The sequence below is a fragment of the Micromonospora sp. L5 genome (assembly GCF_000177655.2).
In the GTDB taxonomy this organism is placed as follows: domain Bacteria; phylum Actinomycetota; class Actinomycetes; order Mycobacteriales; family Micromonosporaceae; genus Micromonospora; species Micromonospora aurantiaca.
Window position 1 is genome coordinate 6,845,376 of the sequence record NC_014815.1, and the last position, 23,750, is coordinate 6,869,125.

The 23,750-nt window shown below is 71.9% G+C and carries 24 protein-coding genes; 21 read left to right on the top strand and 3 right to left on the bottom strand.

Annotation, left to right across the window (positions count from 1 at the left end; all coding sequences use genetic code 11):
- Window positions 1-11: 11 nt before the first annotated feature.
- On the bottom strand, window positions 12-404 hold the full coding sequence (locus ML5_RS30580) for a cyclic nucleotide-binding/CBS domain-containing protein (protein ID WP_013289279.1): 393 nt from the start codon (window positions 402-404) through the stop codon (window positions 12-14).
- 112 nt (window positions 405-516) lie between these two features.
- Here ML5_RS30580 and ML5_RS30585 point away from each other — a divergent pair, with 112 nt between their 5' ends.
- From ML5_RS30585 to ML5_RS30600, 4 genes are all read left to right on the top strand, one after another.
- Window positions 517-972 carry an NUDIX domain-containing protein gene (locus ML5_RS30585; RefSeq protein WP_236619337.1) on the top strand — a complete coding sequence of 152 codons (456 nt, stop codon included), beginning with the start codon at window positions 517-519 and terminating at the stop codon, window positions 970-972.
- Between the two features lie 70 nt (window positions 973-1,042).
- A complete protein-coding gene (locus ML5_RS30590; protein WP_013289281.1) occupies window positions 1,043-1,774 on the top strand; it encodes a sugar phosphate nucleotidyltransferase in 732 nt (243 codons plus the stop codon).
- Window positions 1,762-2,829, top strand: coding sequence for an iron-containing alcohol dehydrogenase family protein (locus tag ML5_RS30595; protein ID WP_013477477.1), 1,068 nt, complete (start codon window positions 1,762-1,764; stop codon window positions 2,827-2,829). The genes ML5_RS30590 and ML5_RS30595 overlap by 13 nt, the downstream gene beginning before the upstream one ends.
- Window positions 2,804-3,526 carry a CDP-alcohol phosphatidyltransferase family protein gene (locus ML5_RS30600; protein WP_013477478.1) on the top strand — a complete coding sequence of 241 codons (723 nt, stop codon included), beginning with the start codon at window positions 2,804-2,806 and terminating at the stop codon, window positions 3,524-3,526. The genes ML5_RS30595 and ML5_RS30600 overlap by 26 nt, the downstream gene beginning before the upstream one ends.
- Window positions 3,527-3,583: 57 nt before the next feature.
- Here ML5_RS30600 and ML5_RS30605 read toward each other — a convergent pair whose 3' ends face one another.
- On the bottom strand, window positions 3,584-4,852 hold the full coding sequence (locus ML5_RS30605; RefSeq protein ID WP_013477479.1) for a glycosyltransferase family 4 protein: 1,269 nt from the start codon (window positions 4,850-4,852) through the stop codon (window positions 3,584-3,586).
- A 136-nt stretch (window positions 4,853-4,988) separates the two neighbouring features.
- Here ML5_RS30605 and ML5_RS30610 point away from each other — a divergent pair, with 136 nt between their 5' ends.
- The 10 genes from ML5_RS30610 (at window position 4,989) to ML5_RS30655 (ending at window position 15,697) form a co-directional block, all read left to right on the top strand.
- Window positions 4,989-5,849 carry an Fpg/Nei family DNA glycosylase gene (locus ML5_RS30610; protein WP_013477480.1) on the top strand — a complete coding sequence of 287 codons (861 nt, stop codon included), beginning with the start codon at window positions 4,989-4,991 and terminating at the stop codon, window positions 5,847-5,849.
- A 325-nt stretch (window positions 5,850-6,174) separates the two neighbouring features.
- Window positions 6,175-7,680, top strand: coding sequence for a sugar transferase (locus ML5_RS30615; protein ID WP_013289286.1), 1,506 nt, complete (start codon window positions 6,175-6,177; stop codon window positions 7,678-7,680).
- A 33-nt stretch (window positions 7,681-7,713) separates the two neighbouring features.
- Entirely contained in the window at window positions 7,714-8,937 is a 1,224-nt protein-coding gene (locus tag ML5_RS30620) for a histidine kinase (RefSeq protein ID WP_013289287.1), read from the top strand.
- Window positions 8,934-9,701, top strand: coding sequence for a LytTR family DNA-binding domain-containing protein (locus ML5_RS30625; RefSeq protein ID WP_013289288.1), 768 nt, complete (start codon window positions 8,934-8,936; stop codon window positions 9,699-9,701). The genes ML5_RS30620 and ML5_RS30625 overlap by 4 nt, the downstream gene beginning before the upstream one ends.
- Before the next feature lie 67 nt (window positions 9,702-9,768).
- Window positions 9,769-10,431: a DUF5701 family protein gene (locus tag ML5_RS30630; protein ID WP_236619338.1), complete on the top strand. Its 663-nt coding sequence runs from the start codon at window positions 9,769-9,771 to the stop codon at window positions 10,429-10,431.
- Between the two features lie 262 nt (window positions 10,432-10,693).
- Complete coding sequence (locus tag ML5_RS30635; protein WP_174361831.1) at window positions 10,694-11,044, top strand: hypothetical protein; 351 nt, start codon at window positions 10,694-10,696, stop codon at window positions 11,042-11,044.
- Window positions 11,044-12,684 (top strand): cation acetate symporter, encoded by a 1,641-nt coding sequence (locus ML5_RS30640; protein WP_013477483.1) that lies wholly within the window; start codon window positions 11,044-11,046, stop codon window positions 12,682-12,684. Before ML5_RS30635 ends, ML5_RS30640 begins: the two co-directional genes overlap by 1 nt.
- 78 nt (window positions 12,685-12,762) lie before the next feature.
- Window positions 12,763-13,527 carry an ABC transporter ATP-binding protein gene (locus tag ML5_RS30645; RefSeq protein ID WP_013289292.1) on the top strand — a complete coding sequence of 255 codons (765 nt, stop codon included), beginning with the start codon at window positions 12,763-12,765 and terminating at the stop codon, window positions 13,525-13,527.
- On the top strand, window positions 13,512-15,206 hold the full coding sequence (locus ML5_RS30650; RefSeq protein WP_013477484.1) for a hypothetical protein: 1,695 nt from the start codon (window positions 13,512-13,514) through the stop codon (window positions 15,204-15,206). Before ML5_RS30645 ends, ML5_RS30650 begins: the two co-directional genes overlap by 16 nt.
- Window positions 15,206-15,697, top strand: coding sequence for an SRPBCC family protein (locus tag ML5_RS30655; RefSeq protein ID WP_013289294.1), 492 nt, complete (start codon window positions 15,206-15,208; stop codon window positions 15,695-15,697). Before ML5_RS30650 ends, ML5_RS30655 begins: the two co-directional genes overlap by 1 nt.
- Before the next feature lie 21 nt (window positions 15,698-15,718).
- Here ML5_RS30655 and ML5_RS30660 read toward each other — a convergent pair whose 3' ends face one another.
- Window positions 15,719-15,976, bottom strand: a complete 258-nt coding sequence (locus ML5_RS30660) for a hypothetical protein (protein ID WP_013289295.1) — start codon at window positions 15,974-15,976, stop codon at window positions 15,719-15,721.
- Here ML5_RS30660 and ML5_RS30665 point away from each other — a divergent pair.
- The 7 genes from ML5_RS30665 to ML5_RS30695 all read left to right on the top strand — a co-directional run bounded on the left by ML5_RS30665 (window position 15,975) and on the right by ML5_RS30695 (window position 23,723).
- Complete coding sequence (locus tag ML5_RS30665; protein WP_318528075.1) at window positions 15,975-16,562, top strand: flavin reductase family protein; 588 nt, start codon at window positions 15,975-15,977, stop codon at window positions 16,560-16,562. The genes ML5_RS30660 and ML5_RS30665 overlap by 2 nt on opposite strands.
- 240 nt (window positions 16,563-16,802) lie before the next feature.
- Window positions 16,803-17,171 (top strand): DUF485 domain-containing protein, encoded by a 369-nt coding sequence (locus tag ML5_RS30670; protein ID WP_013289297.1) that lies wholly within the window; start codon window positions 16,803-16,805, stop codon window positions 17,169-17,171.
- Window positions 17,149-18,822 carry a cation acetate symporter gene (locus ML5_RS30675; protein WP_013477486.1) on the top strand — a complete coding sequence of 558 codons (1,674 nt, stop codon included), beginning with the start codon at window positions 17,149-17,151 and terminating at the stop codon, window positions 18,820-18,822. The genes ML5_RS30670 and ML5_RS30675 overlap by 23 nt, the downstream gene beginning before the upstream one ends.
- 67 nt (window positions 18,823-18,889) lie before the next feature.
- On the top strand, window positions 18,890-19,867 hold the full coding sequence (locus ML5_RS30680; RefSeq protein ID WP_013289299.1) for an NAD-dependent epimerase/dehydratase family protein: 978 nt from the start codon (window positions 18,890-18,892) through the stop codon (window positions 19,865-19,867).
- 74 nt (window positions 19,868-19,941) lie between these two features.
- Window positions 19,942-21,189: an LCP family protein gene (locus tag ML5_RS30685; protein WP_013477487.1), complete on the top strand. Its 1,248-nt coding sequence runs from the start codon at window positions 19,942-19,944 to the stop codon at window positions 21,187-21,189.
- Between the two features lie 203 nt (window positions 21,190-21,392).
- Entirely contained in the window at window positions 21,393-22,607 is a 1,215-nt protein-coding gene (locus ML5_RS30690) for an LCP family protein (RefSeq protein ID WP_013477488.1), read from the top strand.
- A 180-nt stretch (window positions 22,608-22,787) separates the two neighbouring features.
- Window positions 22,788-23,723, top strand: coding sequence for an LCP family protein (locus ML5_RS30695; protein WP_049800130.1), 936 nt, complete (start codon window positions 22,788-22,790; stop codon window positions 23,721-23,723).
- Window positions 23,724-23,750: the final 27 nt, after the last annotated feature.

The following is a 23,750-nucleotide window of genomic DNA, read 5'->3' on the forward strand; positions in this document are numbered from 1 at the left end:
CGCCGGGCGGATCAGGTACGGGTCGGCGCGTGCTCACCCGCCCAGACCCGCATCAGGTCCCGTACCGAGATCACTCCCGCCACCTCCCGGCCGTCGAGCACGACCAGGTGACGGAACCCGCCCCGGGCCATCGCCGCGGCTGCCTCCTCGACCGTCCAGTCCGGGCCGGCGTAGACGACGTCCCAGGTCAGGTGTGCCCCGGTGCGCTCGACATCCGGGTCGAGCCCGGCGCCGATCGCCTTCAGCACATCGCGTTCGGTCATGATCCCGACCCCCTCGGAGTCCGGGTCGATCACGACCGCCGACCCGACACCGCGGGCCGACATCATCCGGGCCGCCTGCCGGAGCGTGTGCTCCGGCCCGACCACCAGTACCTCGCTGGACATCGCTTCCCGTACCTGCATCACACATCACCCCTGTGGGACGGCGACTGAGTACGGACATGGTGGGCCATCGATGCGTACCGGGACAAGAACGGGCATCGCCGGAGACGGCCCGGATGGCTACTGTCGGAGGGTGCCCACCGAGCCCCTCCGCTGCGCCGGCGCGCTGATCGTCGACGACGACGGCCGCATCTTCATCCAACGCCGATCCCCCGAGCGACGCCTCTTCCCGAACTGCTGGGACATCGTCGGCGGCCACCTCGAACCGGGCGAGGAGATCGACGACGCGCTGCGCCGGGAGGTCACCGAGGAGACCGGCTGGGCCCTGTCGCACGTGCTCGGCCTGGTCGGCGAATACCGGTACACCGCCGACGACGGGCTGACCCGGGTGGAGACCGACTTCCTGGTCCGGGTGGACGGCGACCTGAGCCGGCCCCGGCTGGAAGCCGGCAAGCACACCGAGTTCCGCTGGCTTCCGGAGTCGGAGATCGCGCTGCTCGACGAGCACCGGGATGTCAACGACGGAATGATCCGGCGGATCGCGGAGGACGGGTTCGCGGCGCTGCGCTCGATCGGGCTGACGGGCTGAACCACTGCCGGTCGGTGCCCGGCGATATCCTCGCCGGGTGGAATCGGGTCGAGAAGAGGAGCGTGTCGGCATGATCGGGATGGTGCTCGCCGCAGGTGCGGGGCGCCGGCTGCGGCCGTACACCGACACCCTGCCCAAGGCCCTGGTGCCGGTCGACGGGGAGACCACCATCCTCGACATCGCGCTGCGCAACCTCGCCGAGGTGGGGCTGAACGAAGTCGTGATCGTGGTCGGCTACGCGGCCGACGCGGTGCGGCAGCGCCAGGCCGCCCTGGAGGAGAAGTACGGCGTCACGATCACCCTGGTCCACAACGACAAGGCCGAGGAGTGGAACAACGCGTACTCGCTCTGGCTGGCGCGTGAGCACTTCTCCCGGGGCGTGCTGCTGGTCAACGGCGACACCGTGCACCCGGTGAGCGTGGAGAAGACGCTGCTGGCCGAGCGCGGCCCGGGCATCCTGCTCGCCGTGGACACGCTCAAGCCGCTGGCCGAGGAGGAGATGAAGACCACCTTCGACGCCGCCGGCCAGCTCACCCGGATCACCAAGCTGATGGACCCGGGCGAGGCGTACGGCGAGTACATCGGCGCGACGCTCATCGAGCCGCAGGTGGCCGAGCCGCTCGCGGACGCGCTGGAGGCGACCTGGCGGCGCGACCCGAACCTCTACTACGAGGACGGCTACCAGGAGTTCGCCGAGCGCGGCGGCGAGGTGCGGGCGGCCCCGATCGGCGACGTCTCCTGGGTCGAGGTCGACAACCACGCCGATCTGGCCCGGGCGCGGGAGATCGCGTGCCGCTACTAGCCCGCAGCGTCCTCACCCCGCTGCACATCGACGTGCGGCGGGGCGCGGTGGCCGATCTGGCGGCGATCCTCTCCGACGGGCGGATCTCGGCCGGTGGCGACGTCGCCGTGGTGGTCGGGCCGGGGCAGGGCGAACGGATCGCCGAGCTGATCCGGCCGTCGCTGCGCTCGGCCGACGTGTTCACGGTGGCCGGGGGGACGCTCGACGCCGCCGACGACCTGGGGGCGAAGCTGCGCACCCGGTCGTACGACGCGGTGGTCGGCATCGGCGGCGGCAAGACCATCGACGTGGCCAAGTACGCGGCGACCCGGCGCGGGCTGCCGATGGTGTCGGTGGCGACGAGCCTCGCCAACGACGGCATCGCCTCCCCGGTGGCAAGCCTGATCACGGAGGGCCTGAAGGGCTCCTACGGTGTGCACATCCCGATCGCGGTGATCGTGGACCTGGACTTCGTGGAGGCCGGGCCGGAGCGGCACAACCGGGCCGGCGTCGGCGACGTGGTGAGCAACATCAGCGCGCTGGCGGACTGGGAACTGGCCCGGCGGGTCCGCGGTGAGCGGGTCGACGGGCTGGCCGCCTCGCTGTCGCGCGCCGGTGCCGAGGCGGTGCTCAACCACCCGGGTGACATGAACGACGACGGCTTCGTCACGGTGCTCGCCGACGCGCTGATCTCCAGTGGTCTGGCGATGGCGATCGAGGGCACCAGCCGGCCGTGCAGCGGCGGCTGCCACGAGATCATGCACGCGATCGACGCGCTGTTCCCCGGCACCGCCTCACACGGCGAGCTGGCCGGGCTCGGCGCGCTGTTCTGCACGTTCCTGCGCGGCGACGAGCGCCGGTTCGCCGAGATGGCGGCCTGCCTGACCCGGCACGGGCTGCCCCGGCTGCCCGCCGAGGTCGAGCTGACCGACGACCAGTTCGTCGAGGCGGTGCAGTTCGCGCCGGCCACCCGGCCGGACCGCTACACCATCCTCGAACACCTCGCGATGTCCGCTACCGAGACGCGGGAGCGGCTGGCAGACTACGCCGGTGCCCTCCGCGACCACATTGGCTGAGCCCCGTCCCACCGTCGCCGACTTCCACCGGGTCAACCGGGGAGGCGGCCTGTTCAGCGAGTCGATCAGCCAGTGGATCGGGGCGGCCTTCGCGCTGGCCGCGCAGCGCCTCGGGTTGCGCCCGACCGCGCTGACGCTCGCCAACCTGGTGCTGGGGCTGGCCGCCTCGGTCACAGTGGTGGCGCTCGCCGACGACGTGGCCGCCGGCACCGTACCGGCCTGGGTGGTCGGGCTGGTCGCCCTGGTCGCCTGGCAGATCGCGTACGCGCTGGACTGCGCCGACGGGCAGCTCGCGCGGGTGACCGGTCAGGGCAGCGCGGCCGGTGCCCGGGTCGACGTGCTCTGCGACGTGGCCGCCCAGATCGCGCTGGTGGCCGCCATCGGCGCGACAGCCGTGGCGCAGCGCCCGTCCACGCCGGTCTGGCTGGTGGCGGTGTTCGCGGGCACCTGGATGGTCAACCTGGTGACCTCGGTGATGCAGTCGGGGCCGAACGCGGCGAGCATGGTGACCTCGACCTCGCTCCCGGTACGCCTGGTCAAGCTGGTCCGCGACTACGGCGCGGTGATCTTCCTGGCCGGCCTGGTGCTGGCCTTCGCCCCCGCGCTGGCGCTCTGGCTGATGGTCGCGTTCACCGTGGTCAACGGCGGATTCCTGCTGGCAAGCATCGCCTTCTCCGCCCGCGCCTCCCTGCGGTAAGGAAGGGCCCCTTCTTAACGCCTCGTGCATTGAAAGGGGCCCCTCCTAACACCTCGGTCAGCGCGCGGCACGACCTCCGGCCAGGCCGGCGTAGATGTCGATCAGGCGCTTCGTGATCACGTCGGGGTGGAAGGTGCGCTCGTAGCGGGACCGGGCCGCGCCGGCGAGCATGCGTGCCTCGGCGGCGGCCAGCGGCAGCGCGGCGGCGAGCACGTCCGCCTCGGGCGCCACCACCCAGCCGGCCTCGCCGCGCTGCACCCCTGACGGCAACGCGACCCGCCCGTCGCCCGGGGCCGCTGTTGCCACCTCGGCCGGGCCGGTGCCGGCGGGCTCACGCGGGCCGTCCGCGCCCACCAGGTACGGGATGCCGCCGAGCGCGGTGCCGAGCACCGGCCGACCGGCCGCCAGCGCCTCGATGATCACGGTGGGCAGCACGTCGTGCCAGGTGGAGGTGGCCAGCACCACGGAACTGTCGGCCAGCGCCGCGCGTACCCCGGAACGGTCGAGCTGACCCAGGTAGAGCACGTCGGGCCGCTCGGCGGCGGCCGCCTCGGCCAGCGGACGCAGCTCGCCGTCACCGGCGATGCGCAGCGGGCCGAGCGCACCCACCGGGTGCCGCCGCCACGCCGCGAGCAGCAGATCGAGGCCCTTCTCGGGGCTGAGCCGGCCCATGAAGAGGAAGCCGTTCCCGGACGGCGCCGGGGTGCCCGGGTCGGGCACGGCGTTCGGCTTGACCACGATCCGCTCGTCCGGGATGCCGTAGTCGCGCAGATGATCAGCCACCGCCGTGGTGAGCGCGATGTACCGGTCCACCGACTTCCAGGTGGGGCGGTGCACGGCGAGCGTGGTCGCCATCAGCGCGCTCTGCGCCCGGGAGTTGCGGTAGCAGCGGTGCACGATCGCCGGTACGCCCAGCGTCCGCCCCCGGCAGTCCTGGCAGATCACGCCGTCGCGGAAGTAGAGGCCCGAGGAGCAGACCTGCCGGTAGTTGTGCACCGTCTGCACCACCGGCACGCCGCGCTTGTGCGCGGTCCGCACCACCCAGGGCGAGAGCAGAGGGTACGGGTTGTGCAGGTGCAACACGTCCGGCCGGTGCTCGGTGAGCAGGCGGTCGAGGTCGTGCTGGGCCTTCGGCGCCCAGATCGGCGAGATCGGCAGCAGCGCCTTGGCCGGCTTGGACATCGACGGGATCTCGTCCGAGCTGCGCAGGAACGGCAGCACCTCCACGCCGGCGGCGGTGAGCTGGGCGATCTCCGCGTCGACGATGGTGTTCTCGCCGGAGGGCTGGGCTTCCCGGTACCGGTTGTGCGCCACCACGATTCTCACAGAGCTCGCCTTTCGTTCGCGACTGTGCCGATCTCTGCTCGCGGCTGCGGGGCTCGCAAGCTCACTCCTCGCGCTCGCGCATGGGACTCGCCAGCTCATTCCTCGCGCTCACGGGAAAGAAGGCTACCGTTGTACCGTGCCCGAACTTCCGGAGGTGGAAGCGCTCGCCGGTTACCTGCGCGAGCGTGCGGTGGGCCGCCGCGTCGAGCGGTTCGAGGTCGCCGCGATCAGCGCCCTGAAGACGTACGATCCGCCGCCGAGCGCGGTCGCCGGCCGTGCGGTCACCGGCGCCGGCCGGTACGGCAAGTTCCTGGACGTGCGGTTCGACGAGGGTCTGCACCTGGTGGTCCACCTGGCCCGGGCGGGCTGGCTGCACTACCGGGAGGCGTTCCCGGCGGCGACCCCGCTGCGGCCCGGCAAGGGCCCGATCGCGGTGCGGGTACGCCTCGACGACGGCTCCGGCTTCGACCTGACCGAGGCCGGCACCCAGAAGAAGCTGGCCGCCTACCTGGTCACCGACCCGGCGCAGGTGCCGGGCGTGGCGAAGCTCGGGCCGGACGCGCTGGAGGCGGACCTGCCGACCTTCGCCGAACGGCTGCGCAGCCGCCGGGGTCAGGTGAAGGGCGTGCTGACCGACCAGTCGGTGCTCGCCGGGGTGGGGAACGCGTACTCGGACGAGATCCTGCACGCGGCGCGGCTCTCGCCGTTCGCGATCACCGACCGGCTCACCGACGACCAGCTCGCCGGTCTGCACGCGGCGACGCGGACGGTCCTCGGCGACGCGGTACGCCGGTCGATGGGGCAGCGGGCCGCGGAGCTGAAGGGCGAGAAGCGTTCGGGCCTCAAGGTGCACGCCCGCAAGGGGCTGCCGTGTCCGGTCTGCGGCGACACGGTGCGGGAGGTCTCGTTCGCCGATTCGAGCCTTCAGTACTGCCCCACCTGTCAGACCGGTGGCAAGCCGCTGGCTGACCGAAGGTTGTCCCGCCTCGTACGGTGAGTAATGGCATTCGCCGGTTACCGAGTGGAATCGACCCGGGATCGCCGATGCTCCCGGTCCGCCCCTCTACCCGAGCCGTCATCCATCGGTATAGTGGCTCGGTCCCCGGCTTCACAACTGATTCGGAGCCGGCCAGATCTCACCGAGCACCAGCGGAACGGCTTCCTCGCGGGGGCCGGTCCGGGCCGGGCCCGCGTGGGAGACTGGGACGGTGAGCGACCCGGGCCCTCACGCCGAGTGAGGACGCGGGTCATGCGGGAGGACATGGGTTGAGGTGACGACAAGCCTCCAGCGCCCGGTAACCGACAGAGGCCGGAGCAAGAGCGTGCGGCACGTCGACAGCTTTGAGATCCAGCCGCCGACTCCGCCGTCGCACAACGGCGTACCCCGGTCGGCGTGGGCCCGAGCCCGGCGCCGGGTGTCCCGGTGGCACCGGCCCTACATCGCATTCCTGCTGCTGCTCGACTTCGGCGCGGCCGCCCTGGCCAGCTTCCTGGCCGTGCAGATCTTCGAGCAGGCCGCCTCCGGCTTCCGGAACGCGCCCGAGGCGTGGTTCTACACCGTGGCCTTCGCGCTCCTGCCGCTCGGCTGGGTGCTCATCCTCTGGGGCAACCGGGCCTACGACCGGCGCTACCTTGGCCTCGGCCCGGACGAGTTCAAGCGGGTGATCCGCGGCGGCGTCGCGGTCGCCGCGACGGTCTCGTTCCTCGCCTTCGCCACGAAGACCACCCTGTCCCGCTGGACGGTCGGCTTCGCGCTGCTCGGCGCCCTGCTGCTGATCCTGCTCGGCCGCATGATCGCCCGGGCCTGCCTGCACGCTCTGCGTCGCCGCGCCGGCCACGCCGGGCACCGGATGGTGCTCGTCGGCACGCTTCCGGAGTGCCTGGAGGTCTACACCACTGTCACCCGGAACCCGTCCGTCGGCCTGGTGCCGGTGGCCATCCACCTCACCGACGGGTACGCCGCCGCGCGCGGCCTGGAGACCCCGGTGCCGGTGTACGCGGGCCGGGACGTACTGGCCCTGGTGCGTGAGGTCGGCGGCGACACGATCGCGGTCTGCGGCTCGGCCAGCGCCGAGCCGGGCGAGCTGCGCCGGCTGGCCTGGCAGTTGGAGGGCTCCGGCGTCGATCTGGTGGTCGCGCCCCAGCTCACCGACATCGCCGGTCCCCGGGTGCACATCCGCCCGATCGAGGGCCTGCCGCTGCTGCACGTCGAGGAGCCGACCCTGTCCGGGCCGGCGCTGCTGGTCAAGAACCTGATGGACCGGGTCGCCGCCGGGCTGGGCCTGCTGCTGCTGGCCCCGCTCTTCCTCGCCATCGCCGTCGCCATCCGGATCTCCGACCCCGGGCCGGTCTTCTTCCGTCAGCCCCGGGTGGGGCACGAGGGGCGGACGTTCCGGGTCTGGAAGTTCCGGACCATGTACGTCGACGCCGAGGAGCGGCTGGCCGGCCTGGTCGACCAGAACGAGACCGACGGCATGCTGTTCAAGATGAAGCAGGACCCCCGGGTCTTCCCGGTGGGCCGCTTCCTGCGTGCCACGTCGCTGGACGAGCTGCCCCAGCTGATCAACGTGCTCTGGGGCGAGATGTCGCTCGTCGGCCCGCGCCCGCTGCCCGCCGACGACGGCGACTTCCTCGGCGACGTCCGGCGTCGGCTGCTGGTCCGGCCGGGCATGACCGGTCTGTGGCAGGTCTCCGGCCGCTCCGACCTGTCCTGGGACGAGGCGGTCCGGCTCGACCTCTACTACGTCGACAACTGGTCGCTGGCGTACGACCTGAGCATCCTGTGGCGGACCGTGGGCGTGGTGCTGGCCCGCAAGGGCGCGTACTAGCGCTACCGGGCCGGCACCCGGCAGGATCGCTGCGTGGGTGGCAACCTCTCCGCCGTCTTCGCCGTCGTCTCGCTGGTCACCGCGTTGGCCGCGGCGCTCTGGGCGGTGCTGCGGCTGCGCGGCCGGCGGGGCATCGCCACCGCCACGCAGCGGGCCACGTACGAGGTGCTGCACACCGCGGGGCTCGCCGCCGAGCCGCTGCGCGCCGGCCTGACCGCGGCGGACGCGGCGAAGGCCGTACGCCATCTGCGGGCACTCGTGGGCGCGGCCGGGCTGGCGCTGACGGACCGCGACGCGTTGCTCGCGGTCGACGGGCAGGGCGCGCACCACGGCGACCAGCTGGTCGCGGCGGCCCGGCGGGCGGCCGACAGCGGGCGCTCCACAGTGCTGGGCGAGTCGGAGCTGCGTTGCGACCTGGTCGACTGCCCGGTACGCGGCGCGGTGGTGGCGCCGCTGCGCGCGGACGGGCGGGTGGTCGGGGCGCTGGTGGCGGTGGCCGACGAGCGCCCGGCCCCGGGTCTGGTGCAGGCGACGCTGGAGACCGCGCACTGGGCGGGTGACCAGCTCGCGCTGGCCGAGCTGGAGTCGTCGCGGGAGCGGCTGGCGCGGGCCGAGGTACGCGCGCTGCGCGCTCAGATCAGCCCGCACTTCATCTACAACGCGCTCACCGCGATCGGCTCGTTCGTGCGCACCGACCCGGAGCGGGCGCGGGAGCTGATCCTGGAGTTCGCCGAGTTCACCCGCTACTCGTTCCGGGCGCACGGCGAGTTCACCACGCTGGCCGAGGAGCTGCGTTCGATCGACCGCTACCTGACCATCGAGCGGGCGCGTTTCGGCGAGCGGCTCCAGGTGCGCCTCCAGATCGCGCCGGAGGTGCTGCCGGTGACGCTGCCGTTCCTCTGCCTCCAGCCGCTCGTGGAGAACGCGGTCCGGCACGGGTTGTCCCGCAAGCCGGGCACCGGCATGGTGAGCATCGAGGCCCGGGACGCGGGCGCGGAGTGTCACATCACGGTGGAGGACGACGGGGTGGGGATGGATCCGACGACGCTTACCGCCGGCATCGCCGAGGTGTCGGGCGCGGCCGGCGACCCGGCCGACGACCCGGGGCAGCACGTCGGCCTCTCGAACGTCGACGAACGGCTCCGGTCGGTCTTCGGGGACGGCTTCGGCCTGGTGGTGGAGACCGGCCTGGGTTCGGGTACGAAGGTCAGCATGCGTGTGCCGAAGTTCCACCCCGGCGTCCGGGCGTCGTCGTGACCGTCACCGGCACCGGTTTCCTCCGGGTGCTGGCGGTGGACGACGAGCCGCCCGCGCTCGACGAGCTGGCGTACCACCTGCGCGCCGACCCCCGGGTGGCCCGGCTGCACACGGCCGGGGACGCGACCGAGGCGCTGCGCGTGCTGCGCGACGACGACGTGGACGTGGTGTTCCTCGACATCCGGATGCCGGGGCTGGACGGCATGGAGCTGGCCCGGGTGCTGCGCCGGTTCGCCCGGCCGCCGGCGATCGTGTTCGTCACCGCGTACGACGACGGCGCGGTGGACGCGTTCGACCTGGGCGCCACCGACTACGTGCGCAAGCCGGTACGCGCCGAGCGGCTGGCCGAGTCGCTGCGCCGGGTGATCGGCTCCCGGGTGGTGCCGTCGCATCCGGCCGCGCTGGCCCGGGCGGAGGAGGATCCGACCATCCCGATCGAGCTGGCCGGCACCACGCGGATGCTGCCCCGCTCGGCGGTGCGGTGGGTGGAGGCGCAGGGCGACTACGCGCGGCTGCACACGGCGGAGGGGTCGCACCTGGTCCGGGTGTCGCTGGCGACGCTGGCCGAGCGCTGGGCCGATGCCGGGTTCGTCCGGATCCACCGGTCGTATCTGGTGCAGCTGCGGCTCATCGCCGAGCTGCGGCTGGTCAACTCCGGCTACGTGGTGGTGATCGACGGATCCGAGCTGCCGGTGAGCCGCCGGCACACCCGGGAGCTGAAGGACAAGCTGGTACGCGCCGCGAAACAGGACTGGAGCCGCTGAGGGACGGGGGCGTCGGGAGCGCTGACGTACAATGTACGGCAGACCGTACGACAGGGTGGGGGACCGCATGTCCGACGACCGTTTCGACGCCGCTACCGAATTCGACCGCCAGCTCGACCGCCTCGTGCAGCTCGGCTACCCGGCGCTGGCCGGGCAGACCGAGAACGAGTTCCGGGCGCTGCTCACCCCGCTGCGCGACGCGGCGGTCACCGGTGCCGCCGGACTGGCCGGTCCCACCGACGCCCGGGTGCCGTTCCTGCTGGTGACCACGCGGGAGCTGGTGCCGGTGCCGGAACGCATCGCGCTCACCACGCTGGCCGGCAAGCGCAAGACCGGCGTCCTCGACCGCAACTTCCCCGCCGACGACCTGCCCACCTTCCACCCGATCAAGGAGCTGGAGGTGCCGTCCGGTCCCGCGTACCTGCTCTTCGACGTGGACCGGGGCGAGGAGTACCGCAACGTGCCGCCGTCGGCCGCGCTCGAGGACATGACCGCGAAGGACCGGCTGCCGATCACGATCGACGAGGGACTGGCGTTCGTCACGTTGCACCCGCAGGCGCTGGCGAGCAACAGGTGCTTCTCGCTCGTGGGGTCGCGCTGCGGCGACCGGCGGGTGCCGGCGCTGTGGATCAGCCAGGGCGCGCCGAAGCTCGGGTGGTGCTGGTTCGGCAACCCGCACACCTGGCTCGGCTCGGCGACCGCGAACCCGGTACGGGTGGGGCTGAGCTGACGCTGTCCACAACGACTCCACGCCATCCACCGGGTTATCCACAACCGTGAAGCGTTATCCACAGGTTGTGCACAGGGCTCGGAACCGTGCTCTTGACATTCCCGCTGAGCGGGCGAGACTGCCGGGGGTGACCGGAGCCGCGGAACAGCATCCTTCGGGGCGGCCCGCCGAGGCCGCCCCGGTTCCCGGCCCGCGCGCGTCCGCACCGCTCCGCGAGCCGGGCAGCGGGCCGGCGCCGGCCGCCGCGCCGAAGCGGACCCGGATCGTGCTGGCCGAGGTCTCCCGGACCGGCGACCCGGCCGACCGCACCCGTTCCGAGCTGACCCAGCAGACCCCTGTCGGCGAGACGCTCGTACAGGGGCTGATGCGCGCCCAGCTCTCCCTCGCGCTGCGGCTCAGCCTGCTGGTGCTGGTCGGGCTCGGCGGCCTGCCCTGGCTGTTCGCCATCGCGCCCACTGTCGGCCGGGTCACGGTGCTCGGGGTCAACCTGCCGTGGCTGCTGCTCGGCGTCGTGTCCTTCCCGTTCCTGATCGTCGTCGGCTGGGCGTACGTGCGCCTGGCCGAACGCAACGAGCAGGACTTCGTCGACCTGATCCGACGGCCGGAACACTGATGTCCAACGGCTACGTGGTCCCGGCGATCGTCGCCGTCACCCTGGTCACCGTCGGCATCGGCTTCTACGGGCTGCGGCTGGCCCGCACCACCTCGGACTTCCTGGTCGCGTCCCGGTCGGTCAGCCCGACCTGGAACGCCGCCGCGATCGGCGGGGAGTACCTGTCGGCGGCGAGCTTCCTCGGCGTCGCCGGGCTGATCCTCAAGTACGGCGTGGACGTGCTCTGGTACCCGGTCGGCTTCGCCGCCGGATACCTCGCGCTGCTGCTGTTCGTGGCCGCGCCGCTGCGCCGCTCCGGCGCGTTCACGCTGCCCGACTTCTGCGAGGTACGGCTCGGTTCCCGCCGGCTGCGGACGCTCGCCACCGTCTTCGTGATCTTCATCGGCTGGCTGTACCTGGTGCCGCAGTTGCAGGGCGCCGGGCTGACGCTGGCCACGCTCACCGGCTCGCCGTACCCGCTCGGCGCGCTGCTCGTCGCCGTGGTGGTGACCGCGAACGTGGCGCTGGGCGGCATGCGGGCGATCACCTTCGTGCAGGCGTTCCAGTACTGGCTCAAGCTCACCGCGCTCGCCGTACCCGCCATCTTCCTGGCGTTGCAGTGGCAGGCCGACGCCCGCCCGGCGGTGACCCCGCCCGACGGACCGACGTTCCGGACCGCGACCACAGTCGTGGTCGAGCACCGCGCGACGCTCACCCTGCCCGACGGCGACATCCGGGAGGTACGCCCCGGCGACCGCCTGGAGTTCGCCGCCGGTGACCCGGTGCCGGAGGTGTCCGGCGCGGCGACCGGCGCCACCGAATGGCTGCTGCCGGACACCGCCGGCGAGGACGACCGAGGGCTGTTCGCCACGTACTCGCTGATCCTGGCCACGTTCCTCGGCACCATGGGCCTGCCGCACGTGCTGGTCCGCTTCTACACCAACCCCGACGGCGCCGCCGCCCGCCGCACCACGCTCGTGGTGCTGGCGCTCGTCGGCGTCTTCTACCTGCTGCCCACCGTGTACGGCGTGCTGGGCCGCATCTACACCCCGCAACTGCTGGTGAGCGGCCAGACCGACGCGGTGGTGGTGCTGCTGCCCGGTGCCGCGCTCGGCGACGGCACCACCGGCCGGCTGCTCGCCGCGCTCGTCGCGGCCGGCGCGTTCGCGGCGTTCCTGTCCACCTCGTCCGGCCTGCTCACCAGCGTGGCCGGGGTGATCTCCACGGACGTGCTGGGGCGCGGCTCGGTACGCGGCTTCCGGCTCGCCACGGTGATCGCCGGCGGGGTGCCGGCGGTGCTCTCGCTGAACGTCTCCGGGCTGGACGTGTCACAGGTGGTGGGGCTGGCGTTCGCGGTGGCCGCGTCGAGCTTCTGCCCGCTGCTGGTGCTCGGCATCTGGTGGCGCGGCCTGACCGACCTGGGCGCCGCCGCCGGTGTGCTGGTCGGCGGCGGCGCGGCCGTCGGGGCGGTGCTGCTCACCGTGCTCGGCCCGCCGCTGACCGGGTGGCCGGCCACGCTCACCACCCAGCCGGCCGCGTGGACGGTGCCGCTGGCGTTCACCGTCATGGTGGTGGTGTCGACGGCGAGCCGGCGGCGGCTTCCCCGCGACGTCGGCGCCACCATGCTCCGCCTGCACACCCCGGAGTCGCTGCGCCTGTAGGCGCTACTCCCCAGGTAGGAGCAGAAGATCACCCTGCCGCCCGAGCAGCCGCTGGCCGGAGCCCGATACGGTCGGACCATGACCGATCAGCACCCCGCGCTCTCCCTTCGTGGTCTGGCCAAGCGCTTCGACACCAAGGTCGCGGTGGCGGGCGTCGACCTCGCCGTGCCGACCGGCTCGTTCTACGGCCTGCTCGGCCCGAACGGAGCGGGCAAGACCACCACCCTCTCCATGGCCGTCGGCCTGCTGCGGCCCGACGCCGGTGAGGCGAGGGTGCTCGGGTACGACGTCTGGGCCGACCCGGTCCGAGCCAAGAGCCTGCTCGGTGTGATGCCCGACGGCGTACGCCTCTTCGACCGGCTGAGCGGGGCGGAGCTGCTGGCGTACCACGGTCTGCTGCGCGGCATGGACCCGGCGGTGGTCGACCAGCGGGCGGCGGAGCTGCTCGACGTGCTGGCGCTCTCCGACGCCGGCCGCACGCTGGTGGTCGACTACTCGGCGGGCATGAAGAAGAAGATCGGGCTGGCCTGCGCGCTGCTGCACGGTCCGCGCCTGCTGGTGCTGGACGAGCCGTTCGAGGCCGTCGACCCGGTCTCGGCGGCGCTGATCCGCGACATCCTGCACCGGTACGTCGGCGGCGGCGGAACGGTGATCTTCTCCAGCCACGTGATGGAGGTGGTCGAGCGGCTCTGCTCCCACGTGGCGATCCTGGCCGAGGGCCGGATCAAGCGGGTGGGCACGCTGGCCGAGGTGCGCGGCGACCGGTCGCTGGAGGACGTCTTCGTGGAGGTGGTCGGCGGCCGGACCGCGACCGGCGAGGAGCTGTCGTGGCTGTCCCGGTGACCGTCCCCGAGCGTCCGGCCCGGCGCGTGTCGCCCTGGCACTTCGTCCGGCTCAAGCTGCGGGTGCTCGGCAACAACTTCCGGGGTCAGACCTGGCGGGTCGCGCTGTTCGTCCTCGGCCTGCTGTTCGGGCTCTGGTTCGCCGCCGTCGGGTTCTTCCTGCTCGCCGCGCCGGGGCTGGCCGGCGAGTCCCGGTACGCGCTGATGATCGCCGCGTTCGGCGGTGGCGTTCTGACGCTCGGCTGGCTGCTCCTGCCGCTCGTCTTCTTCGGCGTGGACGAGACGCTCGACCCGGCCCGGTTCGCGCTGCTGCCGCTGTCCCGCCGCACCCTGGTCACCGGTCTGCTCGCCGCCGCCCTGGTCAGCGTGCCGGCCCTGGCGACGGCGATCACGGCGGCCGGGCTGGTGGTCACCGCCGGCGCGCTCGGTGGATGGGCGGCCGCCCTGGTCGGCGCGCTCGGCGTGGTCGTCGGGCTGCTCGTCTGCCTGGCCGGTGCCCGCGCGCTGACCAGTGCGTTCGCGACGATGCTGCGCTCCCGCCGGGTACGCGACCTGGCCGCCGTGCTGCTCGCGGTGCTGGCCGCGCTGCTCGGGCCGTTGCAGTTGCTGGTGCTCGCGGCGGTACGGCAGACCGACTGGGACCGGCTGGACGGTGTGGCCCGGGTGGTCGGCTGGACGCCGTTCGGCGCACCGTGGACCGCCGGCGTGGACGTGGCCCAGGGGCGGACCGGTGCGGCGGTGGTGAAGCTGCTGATCGCGGTCGCGACGCTCGGCGTACTCCTGTTCTGGTGGTCGCGGTCGCTGGAGTCGGCGATGGTGGGCACCGCGAGCAGCGGCCCCGCGCGGACGCCGCGCGCTGTGGCCGGCGGCGCGGTCGCGCAGCTCTTCCCCCGCGCGGTGGGCTGGGCCCGGCGGGACCGGTTCGGCGCGATCGTCGCCCGGGAGTGCCGCTACTGGTGGCGGGACGCCCGCCGCCGGGCCAACCTGATCACCGTCGCAGTGGTCGGCGTGTTCGTGCCGCTGATGGTCAACCTGGGCGGCCCCGCGTTCCTGTCCGAGGGCGGCGCCGCGTTCGACCAGGCGACAGCCGATTCCTCACCGGCGATGGTCAGCCTCACCATGGTCTTCGTGGGGGCGCTCGCGTCGTTGACGCTCGCCAACCAGTTCGGCTTCGACGGCAGCTCGTTCGCGGCGAACGTGGTCGCCGGTGTGCCGGGGCGGGTGGAGCTGCGGGCCCGGATGGCCGCGTTCTCGATCTACGTGGTGCCGATGCTCCTCGTGATCGCGGTCGCGCTGGCCGTCGTCCTCGGTCGGCCCGAATGGCTCGGCGTGATGGGTGGCGCGTTGTTCGCCGCGTACGGCTGCGGGCTCGCGATCAACGCGTTCGTCTCAGTGCTCGGCGCGTACTCGCTGCCCGAGTCGAGCAACCCGTTCGCCCTGAACAGCGGCGCGGGATTCACAAAGGGCCTGCTCACCCTGGTCTCCATGGTCGGCTCCGCGGTCGTGGCGGTGCCGTTCGTGGTGGCCGCCGCGCTGCTCGGCGACGTGTGGCTCTGGCTGGCGCTGCCGGCCGGGCTGGCGTACGGCGGGGGTGCGGCGCTGCTCGGCGCGTACATGGCCGGGGACACACTCGATCACCGGCAGCCGGAGCTGCTGGCGAATGTCACCCCGAGGCGCTGATGCCTGTCGTCGAAGCGGTCGTCACCGTCCCGGTCCCTCCGGAGCTGGCGTTCGCCGTCTCCCAGACCACCGCCCCGGTGCGGTACCGCTGGGATCCGTTCGTCCGCGAGCAGCACTTCGTCAACGGCGCGACGCGGCCCGGCCGGGGCGTGCGCACGTACACCCGCTCCCGGCACGGCCTGGTGATGGTCAGCGAGTACGTGTCCTGGTCACCGCCGACGAACGTCGGCATGAAGATGGTGCGCGGACCGTGGTTCTTCGAGCGGTTCGGCGGCGGCTGGCGCTTCGCGCCCGGCCCGGATCCCGGCACCACGATCGCGACGTGGCGGTACAACTTCCGCTGCCGGCCCGCGTTCCTGCGCCCAGTCGCCGAGCGGATCGGGGAGTGGTTGCTCGGGCGCGACATCCGGCGCCGGATCGCCGGGTACGCGGCCGGCTGCGCCGACCCGGAGGTGCTGGCCGCCGCCCGCCGGTTGCTCGGCGACGACTGATCCGCGCGTCTCGGGCTGCCGTCAGGCGGTGCGGCGCATCGCCGCGTAGACGTGGTGGCCGTCGCCGACGCTGAGCACGTTCACCAGGTCCCAGCCGTAGTTCGACAGGTGCTCGACCGCCGCCATGAGCGGCGGGAACCCGCTGCTGCCCCACTTGTGCCGGGCGATGACCATCAGGTGCCGGTACGGGTAGGCACGGAGATCGACCTGACCACCGAGAACGGCGTCGGCGCTGACCATCCGGTCCTGGGCGAGCTTCTGCGGTGGGACGAGAGCCATGCCCGGCAGGGTAGGGCGTTCCGTCGAGCCTCGCCCGGTGGCGGGCGGCACAATGTTTCACGTGAATCCAGAGCCGGGCGCGCAGATCCACTCCACCGATCCGTTCGCGGCGCCGGCCGCGCAACGCTCGCCGGTACGCCGGCTGCGCGGGCGGCTGGCCGCCCCGGTGACGCTCTGGACCGCGCCCGGTCCGGCCGGGCTGACCGTCTCATCCACGCTGGTGGCCGAGGGCGAACCGGACCGGCTGCTCGGCCTGGTCGACCCGGAGTCGGACCTGTGGGCGGCGATCGAGGAGGCGGGACGGTTCGCGGTGGCCCCGCTGGGTCCGCAGCACCGGCAGCTCGCCGACCGCTTCGCCGGGCTGTTCCCGTCGCCCGGCGGCCTGTTCGCGCTCGACGCCTGGACCGAGACGCCGTACGGCCCGGTGCCCGCCGACGCCGGCGGGTGGGCGGGCTGCCGCCTGGACACCGCCCGCGAGTACGGCTGGGGCCTGCTGGTCGAGGCCACGATCGAGTCGGTGGACCTGCCCCGGGACACACCCCCGTTGCTGCACTACCGGGGCCGCTACCACGACCTCCCCGGCTGACCCCTCTCCTCCGTCGATCATGAGGTTGGCCGCGCTCCGCGTCCGATTTGTCGCCGTCAACCTCATGATCGACCGGGTGGGGGGTGACCGGTTAGCGGAGTGACGTGGGTCACTGGGCGCAGTGGGGGTGCCGTTCGGCGCAGCCGTTCGCCGCCCGGCGGCGGAGCCTTCCCGGGCCGGGAGCGCGCTCTCTACCGTGCGCGAAACTCCCCCACGCCTTGCGAAGGTGGTGATCCACAGATGTCCACGGACACACCCGCGTCCGCACCCGCCGAGTCGGCGGCGGAACGGTACCTCGCCGTCCAGCGGTCGGACGAGTTCGCCGGGTTGCGGCGCACGCTGCGCGGCTTCGTCTTCCCGATGACCGTCGCGTTCTTCCTGTGGTACGCGCTCTACGTCATCCTCTCCGCGTACGCGCGGGGATTCATGGGCACGAAGCTGATCGGCAACATCAACGTCGCCCTGGTCTTCGGCCTGCTCCAGTTCGTCTCCACGTTCCTCATCGCCTGGTTCTACTCGCGGTTCGCCAGCCGCCGGATCGACCCGGTCGCCGACCGGATCCGCGACGAGATGGGGGAGGTGACCCATGAACACGGTCCTCGCGGCTGAGGCGGGCAGCACCACCGCCCGGAACCTCACCATCACGCTGTTCCTGGTCTTCGTGGCGATCACGCTGGCGATCACCGTCTGGGCCAGCCGGCAGACCAAGACCGCCACCGACTTCTACGCCGGCGGCCGGTCCTTCTCCGGCTTCCAGAACGGCATGGCGATCGGCGGCGACTACATGTCGGCGGCGTCCTTCCTGGGCATCGCCGGAATCATCGCGCTCTACGGCTACGACGGCTTCCTCTACTCGATCGGCTTCCTGGTCGCCTGGCTGGTGGCGCTGCTGCTCGTGGCCGAGCTGCTGCGCAACTCCGGCCGGTACACGATGGCGGACGTCCTGGCGTTCCGGATGCGGCAGCGGCCGGTCCGGACCGCGGCGGCGGTCTCCACCATCACGGTGTCGATCTTCTACCTGCTGGCCCAGATGGTCGGCGCCGGCGCGCTCGTCGCCCTGCTGCTCGGCATCAAGCCGGGCACCACGTTCCTCGGCATGGACGCCGACACCGCCAAGGTCGCCACCATCATCATGGTCGGCGCCCTGATGATCATCTACGTGACCGTCGGCGGCATGAAGGGCACCACGTACGTCCAGATCGTCAAGGCGTTCCTGCTGATGGGCGGCGCGCTGGCGATGACGCTGCTGGTGCTCGCCAAGTACAAGTTCAACCTGTCCTCGCTGCTCGGCGACGCGGCCAGCGCCTCGGGCAAGGGAGCGGCGTTCCTCGAACCCGGGTTGCGCTACGGCGTGGAGACACCCGGCGACGCGCTGAAGACGTTCTACAGCAAGATGGACCTGCTCTCGCTGGGCATCGCGCTGGTCCTCGGCACGGCCGGCCTGCCGCACATCCTGATCCGCTTCTACACCGTGCCGACCGCGCGGGCGGCCCGGAAGAGCGTGCTCTGGGCGATCGGCATCATCGGCACGTTCTACCTGCTCACCCTGGCGCTCGGCTTCGGCGCGGCGGCGATCGTCGGCGGGTCGGAGATCACCGCACAGGACAAGGCGGGCAACACCGCGGCGCCACAGCTCGCCGAGAAGCTGGGGGAGCAGTTCCTCGGCGGGGACCTGGGCGGCGCGACACTGCTGGCGATCATCGCAGCGGTCGCGTTCGCCACGATCCTCGCGGTGGTCGCCGGGCTCACACTGGCGTCGTCGTCCAGCCTGGCGCACGACTTCTACGCCAACGTGGTGAAGAACGGGCAGGCGTCGGAACGGCAGGAGGTGACAGTCGCCCGCATCTCCGCGCTGGTGATCGGCGCGGTCTCGATCGTCCTGTCGATCTACGCGCAGAACCTGAACGTGGCGTTCCTGGTCGCGCTGGCGTTCGCGGTCGCCGCGTCGGGCAACCTGCCGGCGATCCTCTACAGCCTGTTCTGGAAGCGGTTCAACACCTCGGGCGCGGTCTGGGCCATCTACGGCGGCCTGCTCGCCGCCGTGGTGCTCGTCTTCTTCTCGCCGGTCGTCTCCGGCGCGCCGACGGCGATGTTCCCCGACCACGACTGGCAGTGGTTCCCGCTGTCGAACCCGGGCATCATCTCGATCCCGTTCGGCTTCCTGTGCGGCTGGCTCGGCACGATCCTGTCCAAGGAGAGCGACGAGGAGAAGTACGCGGAGCTGGAGGTGCGCTCGCTCACCGGAGCCGGCGCGCACTGATCACCACGGTCGAGCGGGGCCCCTGCCTTACGCGGGGGCCCCGCCTCGCGTGTATAGGCTGACCGCCATGAAGGTCGCTCCCCGCTTCGGTACCGGACACCGCATCCTCGTCACCGGCGGCGCCGGTTTCGTCCCGTCCCACCTGGTCGACCGGCTCGTCGAGCGCGGCTGCACCGTGGTGGTGCTGGACAACTTCGTCACCGGGTCCAAGGACAACGTGGCCCACCTGCTGGACAAGCCGACCTTCACGCTCGTCGAGGCGGACATCTCCGACGGCCTGCCGCAGCACCCGGCGATGGCCGAGCGGTTCGACGCGATCCTGCACATGGCGTCCCCGGCCAGCCCCACCGACTTCGAGAAGCTGCCGGTGGAGATCCTCCGGGTCGGCTCGGTGGCCACGCTGGCTCTGCTGGAGCGGGCCACCGACGACGGCGCGCGGTTCCTGATGGCCTCCACCTCCGAGGCGTACGGCGACCCGAAGGAGCACCCGCAGCGGGAGACGTACTGGGGCAACGTCAACCCGATCGGCATCCGGAGCGTCTACGACGAGGCGAAGCGCTTCTCCGAGGCGGCCACCATGGCCTACCACCGCAGCCGGGGCACCGACACCGCGATCGTGCGGATCTTCAACACGTACGGCCCGCGGATGCGCCCGGACGACGGCCGGGCCATCCCGACGTTCATCTCCCAGGCGCTGCGCGGCGAGCCGATCACTGTGCACGGCACCGGCAACCAGACCCGTTCGATCTGTTACGTCGACGACCTGGTGCGCGGCATCCTGCTGCTGCTCGACTCGACCGAGACCGGGCCGATCAACTGCGGCACCGAGCACGAGATGTCGATGCGGCAACTGGCCGAGACGATCGTGTCACTCACCGGAAGCACGTCCGAGGTGAGCTACATCACTCGCGCCTCCGACGACCCGGAGATGCGCCGCCCGGACCTGACCCTCGCCCGCGAACTGCTCGGATACGAGCCGAGCGTCACGCCCGAAGACGGCCTCCGACGCACGATCGAGTACTTCCGCGGGCGTCTCGGGTACTGAACCCGCCGGGGACGCGGCTGACATCGGGGCGCGTACGAGGGCGTCGGTGGCCGGGCCGACCTACCCTCGGTTACATGTCAGCGACCTCGTCTGCCGGCGCCCCGCTCCCCCGACACCTGAACCGGGGCGCGGGCCGCGCCGCGGTTCCCGGCTCCGGCCGCGGCGCCACCGGGCGCGCCCGCCCCTCGGAAGCCACGTGGTACCCCGCACACGACGAGGCGCCCCGCTCCGGCGGTCCCGGCGGCCCGGCCGGGCCGACCGGTCCCGGTGGTCCGGGCGGCGGCGGTCCGGGTGCGTCCGGCCGGCGTGGTCCCCGGCCGCGCTGGGGGCGCATCGGTCTGGTGGCGGGTGTCGCGGTGCTGGTGCTGGCGCTGCTCGGCGGCCTCGGCGCCTGGTTCTACGCCCGCAACCTTGACGACGACCTGGCGCGCACCGATCCGTTCGCCGGGATCACCGGCGGGCGGCCGGCCAAGCAGGTCGAGGGCGCGTTCAACATCCTGCTCGTGGGCAGTGACTCGCGGGATCCGGACGCCCCGGTCGACGGCTCCGGCAAGTGGCGCGCGGACACCGTGATCGTCATGCACATCCCCGCCGACCACAAGAGCGCCTACCTGGTCTCGGTGCCGCGTGACCTGTACGTGCCGATCCCGGAGAGCGCCGGCGCGTCCTGCGACTCCGGCTCGCGCAACAAGATCAACGCGGCGTTCGCGTTCGGCGGCCTGCCGCTCGCGGTGAAGACCGTGGAGTGCTTCACCGACGTACGGATCGACCACGTGATGGCCATCGACTTCGGCGGTTTCAAGGAGGTCACCGACGCCCTGGGCGGGGTCGACCTCAAGGTGGAGCGGACCATCACCTCGATCCACAAGCCGTACCGGACGTTCACCAAGGGTGTGAACCACATGAACGGCGCCGAGGCGCTGGACTGGGTCCGGCAGCGCAAGCAGTTCCCGGACGGCGACTTCGCCCGGATGCGGCACCAGCAGGAGTTCCTGAAGGCGCTGATGGACAAGGCGGCCAGCACCGGGACGCTCACCAACCCGAAGAAGCTGAACGACTTCCTCAAGGCGGTGACCGCCGCCGTCACGGTCGACCAGGGATTCTCGTTGACCGACATGGCAGTGCAGTTCCGCAGCCTGCGGGGCGAGAACCTGACGTTCGTCACCAGCCCGCACCTGGGCGGCCAGACCATCGACGGCCAATCGGTGGTGGTCTCCGACCGGGAGAAGGCGCTGGCGATGTACAAGGCCATCGCCGCGGACCGGATGGCCGAGTGGATGCAGGCCAACCAGAAGGGTTCGGGCGACAACGCGGGCGGCTGACGCCGGCACGACATGACCGGTCTCGCGCGTTAGGACCTCGCCACCACGGAGGCCAACCGCCGACCGGCTCCTTACCCCTGCCCGTTCGGCCACAACCCGAAGATGTCGGCCGGTATTGACGGGAATTGCGACCCTACGAGGTCGCGAGAACGGGAACAGATACGTAAAGTGGTCCCGCCCCCGATCACCGAGCTGGAGCACGCATGTCGGTCCAGACCAGCCGTCGCCCGCAGTCACCGGCACCCGGATCATCCGGGCGGGTCCCTCCGGTCATCCCCACACAGCCCGGTTCCGGCGGTCGCGGTCCCGGCGGTGGCAAGAAGAAGCGCACCAAGCGCAAGGACCCGCTCTGGGCGAAGCTCACGCTGGTGCTGGGCGCGGTGCTGATGGTGACCAGCGGCGTCGCGATCGTCGGCAGCAAGGCGGTCATCGGTCAGGCCACCAACAACATCGCCCAGCGCAACCTGCTCGGTGAGGCCGGCAAGTCCGACGCCGAGGGCGGCAGCAGCCTCGAAGGCCCGATCGACATGCTGCTGCTCGGCGTGGACGCACGGGCCCGCTGGGCCGCCGACGACGTCCGGTCGGACACGATCATCATCCTGCACATCCCGGCCAGCCACGACCAGGCGTACCTGATCTCGATCCCCCGGGACACCGAGGCGCGTATCCCGGCCTTCGAGAAGAGCGGCTACAAGGGCGGCACCGACAAGATCAACGCGGCCTTCTTCCACGGCGCCCAGAACGGCGGCGGCTGGGAGGGCGGCGCCCAGTTGATGGCCAAGACGATCAAGTCGATGACCGGCATCGGCTTCGACGGCGCCGCGATCATCAACTTCGGCGGCTTCAAGAGCGTGATCGACGCGCTCGGCTCGGTGCGGATCTGCGTCAGCCACGAGGTCAAGTCGCACCACATGTCGTACGTCGACGGCAAGCCGATGTGGAACGCCGACGCGAAGAAGACCGGCAAGCCGTACAAGGCAGTGGTGCACAAGAAGGGCTGCCGGGAGATGGAGGGCTGGGAGGCGCTCGACTACTCCCGCCAGCGCTACGGCCTGCCGAACAGCGACTACGACCGGCAGCAGAACCAGCAGCAGCTGATCAAGGCGATGGCCAAGAAGGCCACCGAGGGCGGCATGCTCACCAACCCGATCAAGCTGAACTCGCTGATGAAGGCGGCCGGCAAGGCGTTCGTCCTGGACGCCGGCGGCGTGCCGATCGCCGACTTCATCTTCACGCTCAAGAACCTCAACGGGAACGACCTGGTCACCCTGCGGACCAACGGCGGCACCTTCGCCGGCAACGGCAACGGCCGGGAGACGTTCAACGAGGCGACGATGGACATGTTCCAGGCGGTCAAGAACGACAAGCTGGCCGACTTCGTGGTGAACAACCCGGACGTCCTCTCCACCCGTAAATGACCCGCTGACCTGCGCGAAAGCGATACCGGTCGGCCGATTCCCCCCGTAGCCTGACGTGAGCGGGTCTCATGTCGCGGCTACGGGGGGATCGTCACGTCCAGGCCAGCACGGAACCGACGCGGGCGGGGTGGACCCGCCCGCTGGGCCCGGTTCCTGCTCGGCACCGGGCTCGTCCTGGTCCTGCTCGCCACGCTCGGCGTCGCCGGACTGCACTGGCTCACCTCGCGCTACGACCGCACCGTGGCCAAGGAGCAACTGCTCGACCCGGCCGCCCGCAACAAGCGGACAGACCTGGACGGCGCGCTCAACTACCTGCTGATCGGCTCCGACCACCGGCCCGGCGCGAACCCGGAGGACCAGCGCTCCGACAGCATCCTGATCGTGCACGTACCGGCCGGGATGCGGCAGGCGTACCTGATCTCCGTGCCGCGCGACCTGCTGGTGGCGCTCCCCGCGGCACCAGGCTTCCCCGGCGGCCAGGACAAGGTCAACGCCGCGTACGAGCACGGCGGCGGCGGTGAGGGCGGCGCGCGGCTGCTCAGCACCACCCTGAGCCGGCTCACCGGGATCCGCTTCGACGGCGCCGCACTCGTCGACTTCTCCGGCTTCAAGCAGGTGATCGACCAGCTCGGCGGCATCCGGATGTGCGTGGACACGCCGGTGCGCTCGATCCACACCCGGCACCAGTTCGACGCCGGCTGCCAGCAGATGGACGGCGCGCGGACGCTCGACTACGTGCGGCAGCGCTACGACCTGCCCGGCGGCGACTACGACCGGCAGCGGCACCAGCAGCAGATGCTGCGGGCGGTGCTCGACCGGGCGCGCGAGACGCGGCTGCGCAGCGACCCGGTCAAGCTGGACCGCGTGCTGCGCGCGGCCGGCGGGGCGCTGACCGTGGACACCAACGGCGTACCCCTGGACGAGCTGTTGTTCGCGCTGCGCGGCCTGCCCGCGGACGCCCTGCGCGGGGTCCAGGTGCCCTCCTACCCGCAGACCATCGACGGCGTCTCGTACGTGGTGCTGGACAACGGCGGCGGCGGGCTGTTCACCGCGCTGCGCGACACGCGCGTACCGGAATGGGCCGGCGCCAACCCGCGCTGGGTCAACCGGCTGTGAGCGCCGTGGGCGACTAGGCTTGGTTAC

Coding starts and splice junctions, on each gene's coding strand:
- ML5_RS30580 (WP_013289279.1), bottom strand. CDS start 404: ATGCAGGTACGGGAAGCGATGTCCAGCGAGGTACTGGTGGTCGGGCCG.
- ML5_RS30590 (WP_013289281.1), top strand. CDS start 1,043: ATGATCGGGATGGTGCTCGCCGCAGGTGCGGGGCGCCGGCTGCGGCCG.
- ML5_RS30630 (WP_236619338.1), top strand. CDS start 9,769: ATGTCCGACGACCGTTTCGACGCCGCTACCGAATTCGACCGCCAGCTC.
- ML5_RS30640 (WP_013477483.1), top strand. CDS start 11,044: ATGTCCAACGGCTACGTGGTCCCGGCGATCGTCGCCGTCACCCTGGTC.
- ML5_RS30645 (WP_013289292.1), top strand. CDS start 12,763: ATGACCGATCAGCACCCCGCGCTCTCCCTTCGTGGTCTGGCCAAGCGC.
- ML5_RS30655 (WP_013289294.1), top strand. CDS start 15,206: ATGCCTGTCGTCGAAGCGGTCGTCACCGTCCCGGTCCCTCCGGAGCTG.
- ML5_RS30665 (WP_318528075.1), top strand. CDS start 15,975: ATGCCCGGCAGGGTAGGGCGTTCCGTCGAGCCTCGCCCGGTGGCGGGC.
- ML5_RS30660 (WP_013289295.1), bottom strand. CDS start 15,976: ATGGCTCTCGTCCCACCGCAGAAGCTCGCCCAGGACCGGATGGTCAGC.
- ML5_RS30670 (WP_013289297.1), top strand. CDS start 16,803: ATGTCCACGGACACACCCGCGTCCGCACCCGCCGAGTCGGCGGCGGAA.
- ML5_RS30675 (WP_013477486.1), top strand. CDS start 17,149: ATGAACACGGTCCTCGCGGCTGAGGCGGGCAGCACCACCGCCCGGAAC.
- ML5_RS30680 (WP_013289299.1), top strand. CDS start 18,890: ATGAAGGTCGCTCCCCGCTTCGGTACCGGACACCGCATCCTCGTCACC.
- ML5_RS30685 (WP_013477487.1), top strand. CDS start 19,942: ATGTCAGCGACCTCGTCTGCCGGCGCCCCGCTCCCCCGACACCTGAAC.
- ML5_RS30690 (WP_013477488.1), top strand. CDS start 21,393: ATGTCGGTCCAGACCAGCCGTCGCCCGCAGTCACCGGCACCCGGATCA.